The 16204-nt window shown below is 70.8% G+C and carries 13 protein-coding genes; 6 read left to right on the top strand and 7 right to left on the bottom strand.

Annotation, left to right across the window (positions count from 1 at the left end; translation table 11 throughout):
* The first annotated feature begins 23 nt into the window (after positions 1–23).
* From OG329_RS03035 to OG329_RS03025, 3 genes are read left to right on the top strand one after another with little or no spacing between them, the layout of a single operon-like run.
* On the top strand, positions 24–1409 hold the full coding sequence (locus tag OG329_RS03035) for a glycosyltransferase (protein WP_405792547.1): 1386 nt from the start codon (positions 24–26) through the stop codon (positions 1407–1409).
* Positions 1406–2233, top strand: a complete 828-nt coding sequence (locus OG329_RS03030) for an ABC transporter permease (protein ID WP_405792546.1) — start codon at positions 1406–1408, stop codon at positions 2231–2233. Before OG329_RS03035 ends, OG329_RS03030 begins: the two co-directional genes overlap by 4 nt.
* On the top strand, positions 2230–3240 hold the full coding sequence (locus OG329_RS03025) for an ATP-binding cassette domain-containing protein (RefSeq protein WP_405792543.1): 1011 nt from the start codon (positions 2230–2232) through the stop codon (positions 3238–3240). The genes OG329_RS03030 and OG329_RS03025 overlap by 4 nt, the downstream gene beginning before the upstream one ends.
* Positions 3241–3369: 129 nt before the next feature.
* Here OG329_RS03025 and OG329_RS03020 read toward each other — a convergent pair whose 3' ends face one another.
* Positions 3370–4566: a 3-deoxy-7-phosphoheptulonate synthase gene (locus OG329_RS03020; RefSeq protein ID WP_405792541.1), complete on the bottom strand. Its 1197-nt coding sequence runs from the start codon at positions 4564–4566 to the stop codon at positions 3370–3372.
* 12 nt (positions 4567–4578) lie between these two features.
* Positions 4579–5622, bottom strand: a complete 1044-nt coding sequence (locus OG329_RS03015) for a ketoacyl-ACP synthase III family protein (protein ID WP_405792539.1) — start codon at positions 5620–5622, stop codon at positions 4579–4581.
* A 207-nt stretch (positions 5623–5829) separates the two neighbouring features.
* Between OG329_RS03015 and OG329_RS03010 the strand changes: the two genes are divergently transcribed.
* Together OG329_RS03010 and OG329_RS03005 are read left to right on the top strand one after the other, a co-directional pair.
* Positions 5830–7653 carry an AMP-binding protein gene (locus OG329_RS03010; protein ID WP_405792537.1) on the top strand — a complete coding sequence of 608 codons (1824 nt, stop codon included), beginning with the start codon at positions 5830–5832 and terminating at the stop codon, positions 7651–7653.
* Between the two features lie 174 nt (positions 7654–7827).
* On the top strand, positions 7828–8037 hold the full coding sequence (locus tag OG329_RS03005) for a DUF5988 family protein (protein WP_405792535.1): 210 nt from the start codon (positions 7828–7830) through the stop codon (positions 8035–8037).
* A 68-nt stretch (positions 8038–8105) separates the two neighbouring features.
* Here the strand turns inward: OG329_RS03005 and OG329_RS03000 are convergent, their stop codons facing one another.
* On the bottom strand, positions 8106–8906 hold the full coding sequence (locus tag OG329_RS03000) for a thioesterase II family protein (protein ID WP_405792533.1): 801 nt from the start codon (positions 8904–8906) through the stop codon (positions 8106–8108).
* A 451-nt stretch (positions 8907–9357) separates the two neighbouring features.
* Between OG329_RS03000 and OG329_RS02995 the strand changes: the two genes are divergently transcribed.
* Positions 9358–10017 (top strand): LuxR C-terminal-related transcriptional regulator, encoded by a 660-nt coding sequence (locus tag OG329_RS02995; protein ID WP_405792531.1) that lies wholly within the window; start codon positions 9358–9360, stop codon positions 10015–10017.
* Positions 10018–10125: 108 nt separating this feature from the next.
* On the opposite strand, the gene OG329_RS02990 is transcribed toward OG329_RS02995, so the two are convergent.
* From OG329_RS02990 to OG329_RS02975, 4 genes are all read right to left on the bottom strand, one after another.
* Positions 10126–11157, bottom strand: coding sequence for a GDP-mannose 4,6-dehydratase (locus tag OG329_RS02990; RefSeq protein ID WP_405792529.1), 1032 nt, complete (start codon positions 11155–11157; stop codon positions 10126–10128).
* 119 nt (positions 11158–11276) lie between these two features.
* Entirely contained in the window at positions 11277–12335 is a 1059-nt protein-coding gene (locus OG329_RS02985) for a DegT/DnrJ/EryC1/StrS family aminotransferase (RefSeq protein WP_405792527.1), read from the bottom strand.
* A gap of 300 nt (positions 12336–12635) precedes the next feature.
* A complete protein-coding gene (locus tag OG329_RS02980; RefSeq protein WP_405792525.1) occupies positions 12636–15302 on the bottom strand; it encodes an AAA family ATPase in 2667 nt (888 codons plus the stop codon).
* 111 nt (positions 15303–15413) lie between these two features.
* The gene (locus OG329_RS02975; protein ID WP_405792523.1) at positions 15414–16055 is read right to left on the bottom strand and encodes a LuxR C-terminal-related transcriptional regulator; all 642 of its coding nucleotides are present in this window, start codon (positions 16053–16055) and stop codon (positions 15414–15416) included.
* Between the last annotated feature and the right edge of the window lie 149 nt (positions 16056–16204).

The following is a 16204-nucleotide window of genomic DNA, read 5'->3' as shown; positions in this document are numbered from 1 at the left end:
GCCCGCAAACGGAAAGGACCATCGTGCCAGACGCGGCAAAGTCCGTGCTGTTCGTCAGCCTGCCGGAAGCCGGGCTCGTCAACGGAATGATCGTGCTGGCCCGGGAGACCGCCCGGCGGGCCGCCGTGGACGTCTGGTTCGCCACCGACGAACCTCAGCGCACCCGGATCGAGTCCGGGGACGGACTCACCTTCGCCTCGCTCGGCGAGGTGGTCCCCGAGATGTCGGCCCAGAGCTGGGACGAGAAGGTCTACCGGCAGGTGACCGGCAGGTCCCGGTTCCGCTCGCACCACGCGGTGCTCAAGCATGGCTTCCGACCCCTGCGGTGGCAGGAGAAGTACCGCAGGCTCGAGTCGTGGGTGGACAAGGTGAACCCGGCCGTGATGGTCATCGACTGCGAGGCGCGCTTCGCGATCAGCCTCGCCATCGCGCGCGAGATCCCCTACGTGCTGATGGTCCCGTTCCTGCCCAGCTACCTGGTGGCCTCGCACGTGCCTTTCGCCCGCTCGTACGTCCCGCGCGGTTTCCCTGTCCCGTTCACCGGCCTTCCGCTGCACATGAGCCTGCCGCAGCGGCTGACCAACCGGCTGTTCAAGGCGTGGACCCTGGCGGTACTCCTCGACCCGCGCATCGGGCGGTGGCTGCGGGTGGACCTCGACTTCCACAAGTCCATCGGCATCCCGCCGCCCGCGGGTCTGACCCAGGTGGACCGGGCCGCGCTCGTGCTCTGCGCGACCATCGCCGAGCTCGAGTACCCGATCGCCCTGCCGAAGAACGTGCGCACCGTGGGCGCGATCCTCCCCCCGCTGCCCGAGCGCTCGGACGGCGATCTCGAGGCATGGCTGGACAGCCGGCCCTCCACCGTCTACATCGGGCTCGGTACGCTCACCCGGCTCACCCGCGCCCAGGTCGCCGCTGTGGTCGAGGTGGCCCGCCGGCTCGACGGCGCGCACCAGGTGCTCTGGAAGCTCCCGGCGAGCCAGCGCGAGATGCTGCCCGACGCGCTGCCCGGCAATCTCAGGGTGGAAACCTGGGTGCCCTCGCAGCTCAACGTGCTCGCCCACCCGCACGTGACCGCCTTCGTCACGCACGGCGGCGGCAACGGCTTCAACGAGGGACTGTACTTCGGCAAGCCGATGGTGGTGCGGCCGCTGTGGGCCGACAACCACGACGTGGCCGTACGAGGACAGGACCGCGGGGTGAGCCTCACCCTCGACGATCCGCACACGATCGACCCGGACGATCTGGCCGACAAGCTGACGCGGGTCCTGGGCGACCCGGCCTACCGTGAGCGCTCGGCGCAGTTCGGCGCGTTGGAACGGAAGGCCGGCGGACGGGCGACCGCCGCCGACCTCATCCTCGCGTTGCCCCAGTTGACCGGCGGGGCCGCCGCGGAACAGACGCAGTGAACAGGGCCCCGGCCGAGCCGCTCACCGCGCTCGCGCGCGCGCGCTTCTGCGTGCGTGACACGGCCGGTACGACCCACATGTACGTCCTGCGCAGCCTGCGCGAGACCGACGCCCTCGCGGTCAGCATCGTGATGCCGGTGATCTTCATGCTGGTGTTCAGCTACGTCTTCGGCGGCTCCGTCGCGGTGCCCGGCGGCGACTACCAGACCTATCTGCTGTCCGGCATCCTGCCGCAGGGCATGCTCTTCGCCGCCGGCTCCGTCGCGGTGTCCGTGGCGGCGGACATGCGCGAGGGCGTGATGGACCGCTTCCGGGTCATGCCCATCGCCCGCCCCTCGGTGCTGTTCGGCCGGACGATCGCCACCGGCGTCGCCGGGTTGCCCGGTCTGGCCGTGATGACCGGGTGCGCCTTCGCCATGGGACTGCGGCCGCAGCGCGGCCTCGCCGAAACGCTCGGCGCTTTCGCCATCATGCTCGCCTTCGCCTGGGCCATGGCCTGGGTCGGCGCTGTCATCGGGCTCGCGGTCAGCGGCCCCGGCGCGGCCAACAGCCTGAGCATGGCGCCGTCCCTGCTGCTCGCCTTCGTCTCGAACGTGTACGTCGACCCGGCGGACATGCCGGCCTGGCTCCGGGTGTTCGCGGAGTGGAATCCGCTCTCCACCGTGGTCGCCGCGGTCCGTCAACTGTTCGGCGTCGCGACCGGGCCCCCGCCGGCCGGCGTGCTGCCGCTGGAGTACCCGGTCGCCGCGTCGATCGTGCTGATCGGGCTGATGTTTGTCGTACTGGTACCGCTGGCCGTGCGGCTCTACGGGAGGGTGCGGTGAGACCGTTTCAGGGTTCGATCTTCAACGGAAGCGACTCGTCCGGATCAGCGGTCGAGGTCGAGGGGCTGGCCAAATCCTTCGGGCAGTACCGGGCGCTGCGCGACGTGAACCTGCGGGTGCCGGCCGGCAGCGTGCTGTGCGTGCTCGGCCGCAACGGCGCCGGCAAGACCACCACCGTGCGCATCCTCACCACCCTGATCCGCCCGGACGCCGGCCGGGCCCTGGTCGCCGGGTACGACATCAGCACCGAGCCCGAGCGGGTGCGCGCGCGGATCGGCGTGGCCTGGCAGGGCGCCAGCCTCGACCAGGTGCTCACCGGGCGGCAGAACCTGCGGCTGATGGGCCGCTTCTACCACCTCGGCGCCCGCAGGGCCGACCGGCGGGCCGCCCAACTGCTGGAGCGGTTCGGCTTGACCGGTGCGGCGGACAAGCCGGTCGGCACCTACTCCGGCGGCATGCGCCGCCGGCTCGACCTGGCGGTGAGCCTGCTGCCCGAGCCGCAGGTGCTCTTCCTGGACGAGCCGACTGCCGGTCTCGACCCGATCAGCCGCACGGACACCTGGCGGATCGTGCGCGACGTCGCCGCCGGCGGGACCGCTGTGCTGCTCACCACGCAGGACATGCAGGAGGCCAGCGCGCTCGCGGACCTGATCGTGGTGCTGGTCGGCGGCCGGGTCCTGCACGAGGGCACCCCGTCCGAGCTGACCGCGGCCGCCGGCCGGGCCCGGGTCCGGGTCACGCTGCCCGCGGCCAGGCCCGAGCTGGTCGGGGCGACGAGCTGGGCGCTGGGCCCGAGCGCCGCCGTCGCCGGACGGGTCGTCACCGTGCCTGCCCCGAACGCGCTGGCCGACCTCGCCGCGGTGGTCGAGCGGCTCAGGCTGCACGGCATCGAGGTGCACGATGTCGGCCTCGAGCATCCGACGCTCGCCGAGATCTACGCCGAGCTGACCGCTGAACCGTCGGGCGGGCCGGACACCGTCGGATCCGGAGCCATGGAGCGAGTCTGAGCGTACGGCCGCGGTGGTGCGGCCGGTCGTGGGCGCCACTGCGAGCGGGTGGCGCCCACGACGTGTACTGCGGCAGCACTGCGAGCGGGTGACGCCCACGACGTGTACGCGCGGTAGGTCTTCGGCGGTTCAGGACGCGGCGACCCAGGCGTCGATGACCGTGCGGGCCTGGGCCGGATTCAGCCGTGGGTCGCACAGGCTGGCGTACCGGTTCGAGACCCGCCCGAGCTCGCTCTCGTCGCGCACGCACTCGGTCGTGTCGTCCGGGGTGATCTCCAGATGCAGGCCGCCTGCCACCCCGCCGGACCGGGTCACCGCGAGCCGGAAGTCGCTGATCTCCCGGCTGATCGCGGTCAGCAGCCGCGTCTTGCGGCCGTCGGCGGTGCTGATCGTGTTGCCGTGCATGGGGTCGCACAGCCAGATCGCCGGATGCCCCGCCTCGCGTACCCGGCGCACCAGCGGTGGCAGCAGGTCCTCGACCTTCCCCGCGCCCATCCGCGCGATCAGGGTGAGCCGGCCGGGTTCCCGCTCGGGGTCGAGCCGACGACACACCGCGGCGAGCTCCTCCGGGCGGGTGCCGGGTCCCACCTTGCAGCCCACCGGATTGGCGGCGGCGGCCAGCAGCGCGACGTGCGCGCCGTCCGGCTGGCGGGTGCGGTCCCCGATCCACGGGAAGTGCGTGGAGGCCAGCCAGCGCGGCCCGCCCTGCACGCCGCGCAGCATCGGCAGCTCGTAGTCGAGCAGCAGCGCCTCATGGCTGGTCCACACGACCGGCTCGTCGTCTGTCGCCGCGCGCAGGTCGTTCCGCCCGCTCGTGCCGTTCCACCCGAGCACGCTCATCATCCGGCTCGCCGCGAGATAGCCGGTCAGGATCCGCCGTGGGTCCGGAAAACGGCTGCGCGGATCGGCGTACGGCCCGTTGACCATGTGCCCGCGGTAGACCGGCAGATCCACGCCGCCGACTCGTTCGACCGGCCGCGAGCGCGGTTTGGCGAACTGCCCTGCGATGCGCCCGATCCGCACCACCTGCGCGCCGCCGATCCCGGCCAGCGTCGCCGCGCACTCGTCGATCGTCGCGGCCTTGAGCAGTACCCGCTCGTCGTCGCAGTCGGCGGGGTCCTCGGCGCAGTCGCCGGCCTGCATCACGAACGCCTCCCCGGCGGCGGCGCGGGCCAGTCGCGCGCGCAACGCGCACACGTCCTCAAGGCTCACCAGCGGCGGGCGCGCGGCCAGCAGCCTGCGGATGCGCATCGCCTCCGCCGCGTCGAGCCAATCAGGCTGCTGATGTGCGGGCGCCGACAGCGCCTCGGTGTCGATGTATCCCACGGCGGGCCGTCCTCAAGCCCAGGACGGCACGTTGAGGATCTGCACGACCGCCGCCTTGTAGGTCACGCCGGGGGACATCCCGGCGAGCAGCACGTGGTCGCCGGGCTCGAGCTGCCCGGTGGTCAGCAGGTGGTGCAGGGAGATCAGGTGATCGCTCGCGCCGATGTGACCGATGTCGGCGCCGTAGTCCCAGGTCGACTTCTCCATCGGGAAGCCCAGGTCGCTGAGGTACGTCGCGGCGTCGCCCTTCCCGACGTTGTGGATCAGCACTCGTTTGATGTCGGCCGCGGTGACGTCGGCCTCGGCCAGCGCCAGGTTGAGACAGTCCGTGTTGCGCCGCGCGTGCTCGACCAGCAGTTCCGATCCGATGTTCTCGGTGAGCAGCTTGCGGCCGTAAGCCGCGTACCTGGCCTTGTAGTCGAGCACCCGGCCCTCGGTGATACCCGGCGGGAAAAGCGGCTCGCCGGCCCGGTCCGCCTCCTCCAGTTGGGAGTAGCTCGCCGTGCAGATCGACAGCAGGCGGGCGAAACCCTCATCCTTCGTCAGCACGACGGCGCCGGCGCCGTCGCCCATCACGCTGTTCTGTGCGCCCGAGTCCCACCGGCGGAACAGCCGCGTCCCGAAGTTGTCGCTCGCGGTCACCAGGGCGGCCCGGTTCTCTGGGGCCGACCGCAGCATGCCGACGGCCAGTTCGATCCCGCTGAACGTGCCGTTGCAGCCGTGCCTGATCTCCACCGCGAGCAGTTCGTCGCCGACCAGATGGCGCTGGAGGTAGTACTGCGGCCCCCAGCCGTCAGGCCCCTGATGCCAGACGCCGGCGTAGAGCAGCGCGGCCAGGTCCTGCGGGCTGACCCCGCCGTTCTTCAGCGCGTCCCGGGCCGCGTTCAGAGCCATCTCGGGCGCCGAGGTCTCGTCGGCCACCAGCGCGCCGGTGTAGCCGCGCGCCTCGATCTCGTCGGCCGGGAACAGTCCCCGGGCCACCGCCGAGTCGATGCTCTCGATCTTGTCGGGCAAGTAGACCCCGATCCCGCCGAGGAAGACGTCGCGCACGCGCATGGAGGGCTCCTCACATAGCTGGGCTGTCCAGGCCACGCTAGGCGCCGGCCGATCGGCAATTCCCTAGTCCTTGAGCCCTTGAGTTAGGGACTTCCATGCCGGGCGCGCTCTACCGTCGCCACGGTGGCGCGCTCGGACGCGCCGCCCGGATTCGGAGGGGTTGGTGGGATTGTGGCGGTTCGCGCGCAAGACTGTCTGCTGGACGTCGTGGGAGACGCGGAGAGCAGCGGCGGCCTGACATTGCCGGAGGTGTTCGCGCAGGCGGCGCGGCGCGAACCGCAGGCGGTCGCACTGACCGACGAGCACGGGTCCTCGCGCACGTGGGAGCAGTTGGCCGCCGAGGTGCAGTCGGTGGCGAGGGGCCTGCAACAGCTCGGCGTGGGCGCGGGCGACGCGGTGGCGGTGCAGCTTCCGAACGGCGTGGACCTGGCGAGCGTCGTCCTGGCGGTCGCCACAGCGGGCGCCGTGTTGCTGCCGGTGCACGTCGGCTACGGCGAGGCGGATGCCGCGGCGCTGCTCGATCGCATGGAGCCGGCGGCTCTGGTGTGCGCGGCCGGCTCGACGGTGCTGTCCCTGGTGACCTCGGGTGGTGCGCCCAAGTCCCTGCGCGCGGTGCTGATCGGCGACGGCGAGGCGGACGTCGCGGGCGAGACGGCGGAGTCGGTCGAGGTCGTGAGCGTCGGCGGGCTTCGCGCGAAGTACACCGGCCGCGCCGCGAAGCCGGTCGACGTCCGGCCCGACTGGCCGATGCTGGTGCTGCCGTCTTCCGGCACGACCTCGGCCCGGCCGAAGCTGTGTCTGCACACGCACGGCGGGCTGCTGGCGAACACACGGACGCTGGCGGCCGAAGGGACGAACGGTCCGGCGGTGATCGCGTCGGCGATGACGCACATGTTCGGGCTACAGGCTTTTTACGCCGCTCTGCTGGGAGGTTGTCCGGTGGCGTTGTCCGGAGCCTGGGATGTGGAGCGGTTCGCGGCGGTGGCCGAGCGCACCCGGCCGGGCATCGTATTCGCCGTGCCGACGCAGTTGTACGACCTCGTGGCCCGAGGCGGCTTGGCGCTGGGGCATGTACGCACGGCGGGCGCGGTACTGCCGGAGTCGCTGGCCGAGCGGGTGCGCTCGGAACTGAAGGCGTCGGTGAGCGTGATCTGGGGCATGTCAGAGATCGGCTACGGCACCTGCACGGGCACGGAGGGCTCGCGCGCCGAGGGCTCGGTGGGCCGTGCGGTGTCCGGTTCGGCGGTGCGCGTGGTGGACGACTCGGGCGTCGAGGTCGCGGCGGGGACCGTGGGGCAGTTGCAGTATCGCGGCGTGGGGCTGTTCCGCGGCTACTACCGGGAGCCGGAGTTGACGGCGGCCGCGCTCACGCCGGACGGCTGGTTGCGCACGGGCGACATGGCGGCGGTCCTCAAGGACGGGACGGTGCTCTTCCACGGCCGCTCGCAGGAGCTCATCAACGTGGGCGGTCAGAAGTTCAACGTCGCGGAGGTGGAGGGTCTGCTGGCGCGGGTCGCGCGGTGGGAGCCGTTGGCGGTCGTGGCCAAGGCGGACGCGCGGCTGGGGGAGTATCCCTGCCTGGTCGTGACCGGCGAGGTCGACCTCGCCGAAGTGACCGCATTCCTGCGCGAGCGCGGGCTCGCCCCGTACAAGTTCCCGCTGGAGGTGGTGCGGGTGGCGGCACTGCCGCGTAATCCGGCGGGCAAGCTCGACCGACGCGCGTTGCAGTCCGAGGTGGCCGGGGCCGGCGAGTCCGCCGCCCCGCCGGCCCGAACGCTCCACTACGACGAGGCGCTCGCGCTGGTGCGCGAGCACACGGCCGCGCTGGTCGGCCGGGATGCCGAGGGCATCGCCGCCGAGGCCGGCTTCCGCAGCCAGGGCGTCAACTCGCTGCTGGCCGTGCGGCTGGGCAACGAGCTGAGCGAGGCCACCGGCCTGCCGCTGCCGGCCGCCCTCGTTTTCGACTTCCCCACCCCGGCCGCCGTCGCTCGGCTGCTGGCCGAGCAGCCCCGGTCCGCGCCCAGCGCCTAGCCTCGCCGTTCTGGTTGTGGTGATGAGCGGTGGAGGGTCGAGTGCCCTTTCGTAATTCCGTCTCACCGGCCGCCGCACCCGAGCGAAACGGCGAGGTCAGTGGTTTCACCAGTGCCACGGTAATTGTCTCAATGCAGGAAGCATGGCCTTTCAAGTGACGAGGAGTTGGTTGCCGTGCATACGACGAGGGTCGTTCTTTCCGGTGGTCCCGAAGATCTTCCGGAAACTTTCCGGCTGCGCGAGGTCACCGATCTCAACGAGAAGGTGAAGGTTCGGTGGAGGGCCGGATACGAGCATTTCCTGCCGACCGGGGAAGTGCGCGAAATAGGCGGCAATATGCTTCCGGTGTTCCAATGGTGCACATCGACCCGGATCGCGGAATAGCGAGGCCCGGCTCTCGATCCCCGAAGGCCGGGCAGCGCCCCCTGCCGCGGATCTGCCGCGGGCCCGGCTCAGGAGCGCTCGACGGCCCACAGGTCGAGTTCCGCACGGATCTCGGCCTCGACCTCGGCGTGCCGCTCGACCAGGTAGAAGTGGCCGCCGGGCAGAACCTTGAGACGGAAGGGCGCGGTCGTGTGCCGCTGCCACGCGCCCGCGCTCGCCTCGTCCAGCTTCGGATCGCGGTCGCCGACGATCGCGGTGATCGGGCAACTGACGCGGCGGTCCGGGTCGCCCGCGTAGGACTCGATCGCCCGGTAGTCGGCGCGCATCGCCGGCATCGCCATCCGCAGCACCTCCTCGTCCGCCAGCAGGGCCGCGTCGGTGCCGCCGAGCGCCTGGATCTCGGCCACCACACCGGCGTCGTCACGCCGGTGCACTCCCTCGTCGAGCGGCAGTGACGGTGCCCGCCAGCCGGACGCCACCAGAGCGTCCGGACCCTGCCCGGTCTGTTCGAGTCGCCACGCGGTCTCGAACGCCACCACGGTGCCCATGCTGTGCCCGAAGAACACCGTCGGCGCGGCCGGCAGCCCGCGCAGTTGCTCGGCGACCAGATCGGCCAGTGTGCCGATGTCGTCGACGCAGGGCTCGCGCAGCCGGTCCTGGCGGCCCGGGTACTGCAGGGCGAGTACGTCGACCTCGGGCGCGAAACGGTGTGCCACCGGCCGGTAGAACGTCGCGGCGCCGCCCGCGTGCGGGAAGCAGACAAGCCTGCGCGGCGCGTCGGCGGCATCCGGGCGGTAGCGGCGCAGCCAGACGTTGTCGGCCTTGAGTGCGCCGCGGTCGCTGGTGCTGGTGCTGGTGCTGGTGGCCATATCAGTCCTCTCGGTGGGCGCGTCCGCCGGCCGATTTCCGCGGATCGCGGGCCTGTATGGGTGCAGTCAAGCGCGGCGGATATTGGGGAATCATTAGTTCTCCCGCCGAGACTTCACACAAACCAACATCCGTAAGCCCTGGTCGTCTTCTGCGACGCCCGTGAACAGGCACGATGCTCCGCGGGTTGCGAGAGGTCAACATGAACGGTCTCAAACGAAGCACAAAGTCACTCCCAGAGGCTTGCCAGGGGACAGCAGCTCGCATTACGCTCACTTAAAGTCATCACCGCATCGCAGGGAAACGTCTGCTGTCAGTGTGTGCAATATCTGCACAACGTTTCCGTTGTGTCGGGTCAGCGGGCATGAATTGTATTCGCAACGGCGCGGACAATTGGGTATGGAGTGGTCACGGAAGATGGCGATCAGTATAGATAGACCTCGGGCAGTCGACATGGTTCCGGTCGACGCATCGCGATTCGCAGACTTTGATATTGCGCTATTCCGCTCGTTTTACGAGCGCTCCGGGCTACGCGTCGCACGCCTGGACCGGCGGCTGCGGATCGCCGCGGCCAACGGCGAGTTCCAGCGGGACTTCGGCGGCAGCCGAAGGGACCTGCGCGGCGTCAGCCTGACGGAGATCCTGCACCCGGACTACCGCGAGCCGGTGGAACGGCAGTTGGCCGTTCTCCTCGACCAGCCCGGCGGCCGGTACGTCGAGCAGGTGGCGATGCGGGCGGAGGGCCAGGTCGTCACCGGCCGGCTGACCGCCTTCGTCGTGCCCTACCTGCCGGACTGCACCGACCTTCTCGACGGGGTGCTCGTCCTTGCCGAGCTCGACCACCACGGCCCCGGGGACGCGGTGGGTCACCGCCGCCAACTGCTGTCCGAGGTCGACGCGCGGATCCTCGAGGGCATCTGCGCCGGCGTGTCCACGATGCAACTGGCCGCCGCGCTGTTCCTCAGCCGCGGCGGTGTCGAGTACCACGTCAAGTCCCTGATGCAGCGGTTCAAGGTGAAGAACCGCTCGGCGCTCATCTCCAAGGTCTACGCCGCCGGAATCTTCCGTATCGGCCAGTGGCCGCCCCGCGTCCCGCAGAACCTCGTGAAGTAGCCGCCCGCCGACACCGCCATCGCCCCCTCCGGAGCCCCCGAACCGCTCCGGACGGGGCGTTCGTGTGCCGTCAGCCGCTCGCCCCCGTACGAGGTGCCCGTGGGCGGCCTACCAGGTCGCCGCGAGCTGTAGGTGGCCGTACTGCTGTTCCTGGGTGGCGTGCGCGAGGGCGGAGTCGACCATCATCTGGATGAGCTCCTCGAACGAGACCGTCGGGCGCCAGCCGAGCTCGGCCTGAGCCTTGGCGGGGTTCGCGCACAGCGTGTCCACTTCGGCCGGGCGGACCAGGCCCGGATCGATGACCACGTAGTCGCGCCAGTTCAGGCCGACCGCCTCGAAGGCGATGCGCGCGACGTCCTCGACGGTGTGTGTGCGGCCGGTGCCGATGACGTAGTCGCTCGGCTCGGGCTGTTGCAGCATCATGTGCATGGCGCGCACGTAGTCGCCTGCGTAGCCCCAGTCCCGCTGTGCGGCCATGTTGCCGAGCAGCAACTTGTCCTGCTTTCCGAGCTTGATGTTCACCGCACCGCAGGTGATCTTCCGGGTGACGAACTCCAGGCCCCGGCGCGGCGACTCGTGGTTGAACAGCATGCCGGAGACGGCGTACAGGCCGTAGGACTCGCGGTAGTTGCGGGTGATGAAGTGCCCGAAGGCCTTCGCCACGCCGTACGGGCTGCGTGGGTGGAACGATGTGGCCTCGTGCTGCGGCGACTCGGCGACCTCGCCGAACATCTCCGAGGACGAGGCCTGGTAGAAGCGGATCTGGCCGCCGGTGGCCGTCCGTGAGGTGCTCAGACCGGAGACGATGCGGATCGCTTCGAGGATGCGCAGCACGCCGGTGCCGTTGATCTCGGTCACCAGCTCCGCCTGCGACCAGGAGAGTGGCACGAATGAGATCGCGGCGAGGTTGTAGACCTCGTCCGGCTGGACGGCGTCGAGCGCGGTGACGAGGCTGCCTTGGTCCATCATGTCGCCGCCGACGAATGACAGGTCCTTCATGAGCTGGCTCACCCGGCCCTTGCGCGGGTTCGCCTGCCCGCGGATCAGGCCGTAGACCTCGTATCCGAGACCTAGTAGGTGCTCGGCCAGATAGGAACCGTCCTGGCCGGTAATGCCGGTGACCAGCGCTCGTTTCGACACCAGGCTTCTCCTCACGATCGCCGTGACCCCTTTGTCGGCAGTCCCGGTGGCGGGTGCTCGGTTAGGTTAGGAGCGGAGAACTGAGCGTTTCCCCGGTGCTGCGGTCGGGCTCAGCGGTCTCACCCGGCGTCGTAGAACCGCCGGACCCGCTCGATGATGTACTCCTGATCCGTCTCGCTCAGGCCGGTGTAGGTGGGCAGGCACAGGCCGTCCGCGGCGAACCGACTGGCGTTCAGCGCCGGCCAGTTCGGCTGCGCGTAGAGCGGCTGCCTGCTCATGGGCTTGAAGAACACCCGGGCCTCGATACCCTCGCCGCTGAGGAACTCGCACAGTTCGTCCCGGCGCCGCGCCCGCACGTCGTACATCCACAGCACTTCGCGCGGCGGCATGAGCGTCAGCCCCGTGATGTCGGCCAGGCCGGCGTCGTAGCGCTTCTCGATCGCGGCGCGCAGCGCGAGGATCTCGTCGATCTTCTCCAGTTGGGCCAGCGCGAGGCCGGCCTGCATGCTGGTCATCTTGAAGTTGTACGCGAGCGTGTCGTGCAGGAAGCTGTGATCGCCGCCGATGGCCATCCCGCGCAGATGAACCATCTGTGCGGCCAGGCGCGCGTCGTCGGTGACGCAGATCCCGCCTTCCCCGGCAGTGATGATCTTGTTCGCGTACAGGGAGAAGCAGGCGATGTCACCGACCGGCGCGATGCCGTGCGCCTCCGCCGAGTCCTCCACGACCCGCAAGTCGTACGCGCGGGCCAGCCGCGTGATCGCGACCATGTCGCAGCGTCGGCCGTGTACATGCACGGGGACGACGGCCTTCGTGCGCGGTGTGATCTTCTGCTCGATCAGATCGACGTCAATGGTGAGATCGTCCGCGCAGTCCACGAAGACCGGCGTGGCTCCCACATAGGTCACCGCCCAGGCGGTGGCGACCATGGTGAATTCGGGGACGATCACCTCGTCACCGGGCCCGATGCCGAGCGCCCGCATCGCGAGCGTGAGCGCGGCGGTGCCCGAGGAGCAGGCGACGCCGTGCGCCGTTCCGGTGAAGCCGGCGAACGCCTGCTCGAACCGCTTCATATACGGTCCTTGAGCCGAGATCATCCCGGTCTCGATCGCGTCGGCGACATACGCCGACTCGTTCCCGGTGAGATACGGGCGGGAAGCCTGATATTTGAAAGTCATGATTCCTCGCGCGGATCGGCAGGCCGGTGGGAAGCTCGCTGCCGGTCGCGGCTCGACGAGTGCTCACCGGCGCATCCATGGAATCCCGCCCGAGACCTGGAAATCCCCACGATCCGGACCGCGTGCGCCGGCCGCGCCGGCCGATCCGTCCCGTAGCCATGCCGCGGTCGTGCCACGTGGCGGGCCCGGGGCGTGTTTTGGAAGTCCCGTCCGGCCCGCGGCGTCTGGACGGCACCTCGCTACGTCCAGGACGGGCGCGAGCCGGTTCGGCACGCCCACGTGACGAACAGGCCCTCCGTATCAGATGTCCGGCTTACGGGCCGGGCCCGTCCGCGCGCGTCCGGCATCGGCGTCCCGCCGTGGGCCAACCGCACGGATGGGCGGGAACAGGCCGACGAGCTGCTTGCGCCCGGTGAGCTCCAGCCGCCGGTAGATCGCGGTGAGGCGGGCCTCGACGGTGCGGGTGCTGACCGCGAGGAACCGGGCGATGTCGGCGTTGGACCAGCCGACCGCCGCGAGCTTCGCGATGCGCTCGTCATCTTCGGAAAGCCGCGCCGCCGCGTCCGCCGACTTCCGGTCGGCGCGCTGTCGGACGTCGTCGCTCACGGTGTCGGGCGGCGCGTCGGCCCCGGCCAGATCATGGGTGAGGGCGCCGCAGCCGCTGCGCACGGCGAGCAAATGCACCCGGTGCGCCGTGCGCGGCTCGCCCCAGGCCCTGGCCCGGTCGGCCGCGTCCCGCACCAAGGCCATGGCGGCGGCGCGCTCACCGCGGGCCGCGTGCGCCTCGGCCGCTGTCGACCGCCAGTCGCACAGCGCCGGATTGGTCATCCCACGGCCTGTCAGGGCTCGTCCACAGGCGAGGAAGTGGGGCAGGGCCGCTGCCGGGGCTGCCAGAGCCAGGCACAGCGCGCCGCGCGCGTATTCGAAGTGAGCCCATGCCGTGCCCTCGGCCGCGGCAAGCGGCAGGTCCGTCTCCAGTAACCGCTCGGCGGCTTCGACATCGCCGACGGCGAGACGCCCGCGGGCCTCGAAGGCGAGCAGCCACGGCAGCAGCCGCGGATGCCATGCCTCGGGCGGCAGTTCGCGCCGGGCCGCCGCGAGTTCCTCCGCGGCCCGGCCGGGCCGGCCCTGGGCCAGCTCGCACTCCGCCCGCCAGATCCGGGCCAGGGCGGCGGGCATGTCGGCCCCGGCCTGACGCGCGTCGAGGTGTACGCGGTCGAGTCCGCGCAGCGCCGCCTCGACCTCACCGGCGAGCAGCAGCGCCCGGCAGGCGCGGAGCCTCGGCAGGAAGGGGAGCGAGGTCCCGGGCGCGTGCAGCGCCCGCGTCGCGACGGCCCGCACGAGTTCACGCCGGCGACCCCGCGCCGCGAGGCGCCAGGCGATCACGCTCGCGACGACGGGGTCTGCCGCTGGCCCGGTCGTACGGTCGGCCGGCAGGCCCTCCAGCTCCGGCAGCGACGGAACCGCCGGCACCGGATCGGTGTCGCTGTCATCGGCCGCGAGCCAGCCGATCGCGCCCAGCGTGATCGCGTCCGCACCCTTGAGCCGACGGCAGGCCGAGGCGATCGCGCGGTGCGCGGTGCGCGCGTCGCCCCGGCACAGCAGCAGGTCGGCCGCCCGGACCAGCGCACCGAGCGTGGTCTCCCGCGACCCCTCGCCCAGCACCTCGCGCAGCCGCAGATCGCTGGCCTGCGGCCGGTCGGCGACTTCGGCCAGCGCCAGCTCCGTCAGCAGCCTGGGCCGCTGGGCAGGGGCGTCGTCCCGCAGCGCGCGCATGAGCAGCGCGGCGGCCGCGGCCGGATCGCCCTCGGCTCGGCGCCGCGCGGCGACCTGGCACAGCAGCTCCCCGCTCCACCGGGTGCTCAGTGCCGGCGCACGCATGACCAACTCGGCAAGCGGCTCGTCCGGAATCGCCATGTGGTGGCCCAACTCGGCCGCGCGGCGGGCGAGTTGGGAGCGATCGGCGGCGGACATCGCACCTAGCACCCGCACCGGGACGCCGTCGCCAAGCGCGGGAGTCGGGTCATGCCGGGCCAGTCCGAGGCAGACCAACTCGTTGAGCGCGGTGCGCCAGGGGCCGTCGAGCGGCGCGGCCAGCGCGGCGGCCAGTTCGAAGGCGCACGCCCGACCGCACGCCGCCATCGCGCGGGCGAGGGAGAGCGCGTCGGCTGACAGCCCGTCAAGTACCGGACCCGCGCGCTGCGCGACAACCTGCGCGGCCAGCTTCGCCATCCCCGACGGATCCCCGGTCGGCGGCGCACCGTGCGTGAGGCGGTTCGTCATGGCCCGCAGCACGGCCGGAAGCCCACTGGACGCCGCCGCGAGGCTCCGTACGAGCGATTCCTCGCCCGGGTCACCGCGACACCACTCGCGGGCCAGGCAGCTCAGGACGTCTTCCGGCAGCGGGCGCACCGGCAGTTCCTCGACGTTTCCCGGCTCCGCCGAGGGCAGGGCGGTGGCGCACAGCAGCAGAATCGGGGCCTGATTCAACCGGCTCCCCATCGCCCGCAGCCAGGCATGAGACAACGGGTCGGCCCAGTGGGCGTCGTCGACGGCGATCAGCAGCGGCCGGCGGCGGGCGACCGCGAGGAATTCGGCGCAGAGCCCCGCGACCGTGGCAATCGACGAGCGGCGCCCGGGTGGCCCGCCGGCCCACAGCGGGCGTGTGAGCGAGCCGTCGGCCGACTCTTCGCTGTCGGCCACCGAGGCGGCGAGTTGCAGGACCACGCCGAAGGGCAGGCGCGATTCACCGGGCGAGCACGTCGCAAGGGCGACCCTTGTTCCAGCGGTGACCGCGTCCGCGACGGCCGCTTCCAGCAGAGCGCTCAGCCCGCTTCCCCGCGGCCCGCGCAGAATCACCGACGCGGATTGCCGCCGGCCGACGAGATCCCGGGTCCGGGCGCGAAGCCGATCACGTTCGTCATCGCGGCCGAAAAGGACAGCCGGCTTGACTGACTTGTCAAACATCGACGTTCCGTTCAGGGCGACACCTCGCTCATTTCCTCGCGGCTCGAATTACGGCGGCTTTACCTTCGAATAAACCGCGCCTTGGACCATGTGGGACATGGTCCAAGGCTCTCAGGCAACATAGTCGGGAACCACTCGGGGCGGCCAGGAGCCGACGCGGAACAGGCCCATCGAATATGCCTTGGAGACCAGCGCCGAGCGGTTGCGCACCTTCATGCTGCGCAACAGGGCGGTGAGGTGGTACTCGACACCGCCACAGCTCAGGAACAGTAGTCCCGCGAGTTGCACCGTGGACGCGCCCGCGGCCACGCCCTCGAGAATTCGCGCATCCATCTGGGACAGCAACTTCTCGCGCCCCGCCACGACGACACTGTGCTCCTCCTTCTCCGGCCGCAGCAGCGCCATCAGCCCGTCGATACAGCCGGTGTCCCCGCAGACCGCGAGACCGATCAGCTCCCCGTTGAAGGCCGAGCCGTCCGAACGCAGCGCCAGTACCCACTCGACGAAGCGGGTGCGCTGCCCGTCCAGCAGCCGGTGCAACTGCTCGGCGACCTGGGTCCGCACGCTCGGATGCAGCAACTCGGGCAGGTATCGGCCGTGCATCTGCTCCGCCGAGCGGTCCAATTCGCGTACGAAGTCGACGCTCGCCTCGACGACGCGCAGCTTGTCGTCCAACAGCGCCGCGCGCATCCCCGACCGGTCGAAGAAGGTGGGGAACACGCCGGCGTCGCGGTCCGGTTCCCTGGTAGCCAACGAATGACTCAAATCGTCGGCGTGTGCCCAGAAATCATCATCCATGCGAAATCGGCCCCTCGCTCGGATGCTGAGCTGTGACCGTGCTCAGCTATGGCAGAATTTTATGAGGCGCGACTCCCGGGAGCTACGGGCTTTGCGGAACGCTA

This window comes from Streptomyces sp. NBC_01506, assembly GCF_045040295.1.
GTDB lineage: Bacteria > Actinomycetota > Actinomycetes > Streptomycetales > Streptomycetaceae > Streptomyces.
The sequence above is the reverse complement of the archived record's forward strand: the minus strand, read 5'-3'. Positions and strand labels throughout refer to the sequence as shown.